General features: G+C 60.9%; 3 protein-coding genes and 1 pseudogene. All 4 read right to left on the reverse strand.

Going from position 1 to position 4,387, the window contains the following annotated elements; genetic code table 11:
- A pseudogene (locus tag QZ190_RS08125) lies at nucleotides 1-302 on the reverse strand (hypothetical protein); the annotation flags it as partial.
- Between the two features lie 67 nt (nucleotides 303-369).
- A complete protein-coding gene (htpG, locus tag QZ190_RS08130; protein WP_291915271.1) occupies nucleotides 370-2,337 on the reverse strand; it encodes a molecular chaperone HtpG in 1,968 nt (655 codons plus the stop codon).
- Between the two features lie 84 nt (nucleotides 2,338-2,421).
- Complete coding sequence (locus tag QZ190_RS08135) at nucleotides 2,422-3,435, reverse strand: ABC transporter substrate-binding protein (RefSeq protein ID WP_291915272.1); 1,014 nt, start codon at nucleotides 3,433-3,435, stop codon at nucleotides 2,422-2,424.
- A 67-nt stretch (nucleotides 3,436-3,502) separates the two neighbouring features.
- On the reverse strand, nucleotides 3,503-4,387 hold an 885-nt coding region (locus QZ190_RS08140), incomplete at its 5' end, for a pseudouridine synthase (RefSeq protein ID WP_291915273.1).

Genomic DNA, 4,387 nt, shown 5'->3' on the forward strand with positions numbered 1-4,387 from the left:
CCGCCCACACTCACCGGCCCGGGTGTGCTGGCCCCCACGCCTGCGCGGCCGCTGACTTGGCCGGAGCCATTGACCCCGACCCCCACGCCCACCGGGCCGGACTGGGCATTCACCCCCGCACTCACACCGCCCGTGCCCACATTCACGCCGATAGACACACCGGGCAGGATGGGCACATTCACACCGATGCCCGCGCCTGTGTGGACGTTGCTGCAGCCGGTCAGGCCCACAGCCAAGGTCAACCAAGCCAGGGTGTTGTTCAGACGGGGGCGCACGGCCGAGGGTTTTTGCAGGGATGTCATGCGTGGATTGGACCACCGTTCAGCCGGAGATTTGTAAGCCATTGTGAACAGCGGCCCAAAGCGAAGATCAGCTCAGCAAAGCATTCACCCGTTTCACATAAGCCGCTGGGTCTTCGGGCAAACCGCCTTCGGCCAGCAGGGCCTGGTCAAACAGGATGTGGGCCAGGTCGTGGAAATGGACAGAGCCATCGAGCTTTTTGACCAGCGCGTGTTCGGGGTTGACTTCGAGCACGGGTTTGACTTCAGGGGCTTGTTGACCGGCTTGCTTGAGCATGCGGGCCAGTTGCATGCTCATGCCGTCGTCGGTCACCACCAGGCAGGCGGGGCTGTCCACCAAGCGGCTGGTCACGCGCACGTCTTCGGCTTTGTCTTTGAGCGCTTCTTTGAGCTTCGCCAGCACGGGCTTGAAGGTTTCAGCCGCGTCTTCTGCCGCTTTCTTTTCTTCTTCGTCTTGCAGCTTGCCCAGGTCAAACGCGCCCTTGGCCACGCTTTGCAACGGGGTGCCATCGAACTCGTGCACAAAGTTCAGCGCCCACTCGTCCACGCGGTCGGTCATCAGCAAGACTTCGATGCCTTTTTTCTTGAAGACTTCGAGCTGCGGGCTGTTTTTGGCAGCGGCCAGGGTGTCGGCGGTGATGTAGTAAATCGCGTCCTGGCCTTCCTTCATGCGGGCTTTGTAGTCAGCAAAGCTCACGCTCACGGTGTCGCTGGTGGTCGATGCAAAACGCAGCAGCTTGGACAGACGGTCTTTGTTGCCAAAGTCTTCGCCCAAGCCTTCTTTGAGCACCGCGCCGAACTCGGCGTAGAACTTGGTGTATTGGCCCAGCTTGGCTTTGTCTTCGTCGCTCAGAACGTCGGTGACCCCTTCGGTGGTTTCTGGGGCCTTGTCGTGTTTGGCCAGGTCTTCCAGCATCGACAACACACGCTTGGTGCAGCCTTCGCGGATGGCTTTGACGTCGCGGCTTTCTTGCAGCAGCTCGCGGCTCACGTTCAGCGGCAGGTCGGCCGAGTCCACCACACCTTTCACAAAGCGCAGGTAGCTGGGCATCAGCGCTTCGGCTTCGTCCATGATGAACACGCGCTTGACGTACAGCTTGATGCCCGCCTTCTTGTCGCGGTTCCACAGGTCTTGTGGGGCCTTGGATGGGATGTAGAGCAGCTGGGTGTATTCGGTGCTGCCTTCCACGCGGTTGTGCGTCCAGGTCAGCGGGGCTTCAAAGTCGCGGCTGATCTGTTTGTAGAAGTCGGCGTATTGCTCGTCGCTGATGTCTTTCTTGGGGCGGGTCCACAAGGCACTGGCCTTGTTGATGGTTTCCCACTCGCCGGTCTTGACCATGCCACCGGGCTGACGGCCAGCTTCTTCGTTGTTCGGGTCGATCAGCTCGCCGTCTTTCCACTCTTCCTTTTCCATCAAGATGGGCAGGCTGATGTGGTCGGAGTATTTGCCGACGATTTCCTTGAGCTTCCAGGTGTTGGCGTACTCCAGCGCTTCTTCGCGCAGGTGCAAGATCACGCTGGTGCCGCGTTCGGCGCGGGTGATGGTCTCGACCTCAAAGTCGCCCGTGCCGCCGCTGATCCAGCGCACGCCCTCGGCCGCTGCTGCGCCTGCACGGCGGGTTTCGACAGTGATTTTCTCGGCGACGATAAAGCCCGAATAAAAGCCCACACCGAACTGGCCGATCAGCTGCGCATCCGACTTCTGGTCGCCGCTCAGCTTGCTCATGAAGTCCTTGGTGCCGCTCTTGGCAATCGTGCCCAGGTGGTCAATCGCTTCTTGCGCCGTCATGCCGATGCCGTTGTCGGTGATGGTCAGCGTCTTGGCGGTTTTGTCGAAAGCCAAACGCACTTGCAACTCGGGCGCGTCTTCGTACAAAGCGGTGTTGTTCAGTGCTTCAAAGCGCAGCTTGTCGCAGGCGTCCGAGGCGTTGGAGATCAGCTCGCGCAGGAAGATCTCCTGGTTGGAATACAGCGAGTGGGTGACCAGGTGCAGCAGTTGCGCGACTTCGGCCTGGAAGGCATGGGTTTGTTTGCTCATATCAATTCAAAGGGGTAAAAAACAAAAGATCAAAAAACCAAAACGCCCCTCAGTTGGGGGCGTCCAGGGGTGTTTCAAGAGGTGTTACTTGGCCAACGCGCCCACTTCTTTGTTCCACCGCTCCAGCAAGCGACGGCGTTCGGCGGATTTGCCGTATTTTTCAAAGTCGTATTTGATCAAGCGCACCTTGTCCATGGAGGGGATGCGCGGATCGGGCTTGAAGGTCTTGTTGGCAGGGCTTTGCAGGCTGTCGGCTTTGGCGCCGATGCTTTGGCCTTCAGGGCTCATGAGCCAGTCGTAGTAGCGTTTGGCGTTGGCTGCATTGCGTGCGCCTTTGACCAGGGCAATGCCGCCGATTTCGTAGCTGGTGCCTTCGCAAGGGGCCACGGTGGCCACGGGGTATTTGTTGTGCCGCCAGCCGTCAAAGCCGAAGATGAAGCTGATGCCCACGGCCACTTCGCCTTTGGCCACATTGGGCGCTTGCGCGGTGCCGCTGCGGGTGTATTGCGTCACGTTTTTGTGCAGGGTCTTCATGTATTCAAAAGCCGCGTCTTCGCCCATCATCTGCACCAGCCCCGCCAGGATGGTGTAGGCCGTGCCGCTGGACGCGGGGTGTGAAATTTCGACCTCGCCTTTGTAGATCGGCTTGATGACATCGGACCAGCACTTGGGCTCGGGCAGCTTCTTTTTCTTGAGCAGTTCGGTGTTCCAGCCAAAGCCAATGGCGCTGGTGTAGAAGCCGCCGACCATGTTTTGCGTCATGGCGTACTGGCGAACGCTCCAGCCGTGCAGGTCGTTCAGGTAGTCGGGTCGGTAGGGCGCCAGCAGACCGATTTCGGCGGCTTGTAAAAACGGATCGCCCGTGCCGCCCCACCAGATGTCGGTCTTGGGGTTGGCCGCTTCGGCGCGGATTTGAGCCAAGGCTTCACCGGTGGCTTTGCGGGTTTGGTTGACGGTGATGCCCGTGGCCTTGGTGAATTCCTTGGCGGCCATTTCGCACCAGCTTTGGTCGGTGCTGCAAATGGCATTGAGGCTGCCCGTTTGGGCTGAGGCGGTGCTGGCCAGCAATGCGGCCACAACGGCGACTGTGAACTTCATGGTCAAGGGGCGTCTCCTCAAGAGTGATGGGCTGGGCTTGGTGGGGGCACAAGTTCAGACTGTGCGGTCAGAACGATTCGTTCGGCCCCAAATACCGCCAAGTGCCCGCTGGCATTTGCCCCAACTGCACATTGCCCATGCGGATGCGTTTGAGGCCCACGACTTTCAGGCCGACTTGTTCGCACATGCGGCGAATCTGGCGTTTTTTGCCTTCGGTCAGCACAAAGCGCAATTGCTCGGGGTTTTGCCAGTCGACTTTGGCGGGCTTGAGGGGTTTGCCGTCCAGGCTCAGGCCGTGGCGAAGGCGCTCGAGCAGCGCCTTGGGGAAGACGGCTTGCACATTGGCACTCACGCGGTCGAAGTCGCCAATCACGGTGAGTTGGTTGGCTTTGCCGCCATAGGTGGCCGACGCGGCGGTGGCGGCAGCGGTGTTTTCGTGGCCGGTGTAGGCCACGCGCACCAAATATTCCTTTTCCATCTCCGAGTCTTCGCCGATCAGCTGACGCGCCACGCGGCCGTCTTGCGTCAACACCAAAAGGCCCGTGGAGTCGATGTCCAGGCGTCCGGCCGGGGCCAAGCCGCGCAGGTGCGGCGGGGTGAAGCGCAGCTTGGACGGGTCGCCGCCCCAGTGGCTGCGCGGGTTGATCAGGGTGATGGCCGGTTCGTGCCCGTCTTCGGCCTGGCCGCTCACATAGCCCATGGGCTTGTGCAGCAAGATGGTGACTTGCCGGTCTTGCTGTTGCTCGGCGGCTTTCTCGATGGTGATGCGGTCCGACAGCGTGACCTGCTGGCCCATGGTCGCGGGCTGGCCGTTGACGAACACCCAGCCTTGCTCGATCCAGGCATCGGCTTCACGGCGCGAGCACATGCGCAGCTCGGCCATGCGTTTGTTCAGGCGCGAGGTGCCGCTGGGCGTGGCGGCTTCGCCCTTGCCTTCGGGGCGGGGGGCGCG

The organism is Limnohabitans sp. (assembly GCF_017848645.1).
Lineage (GTDB): Bacteria > Pseudomonadota > Gammaproteobacteria > Burkholderiales > Burkholderiaceae_C > Limnohabitans_A.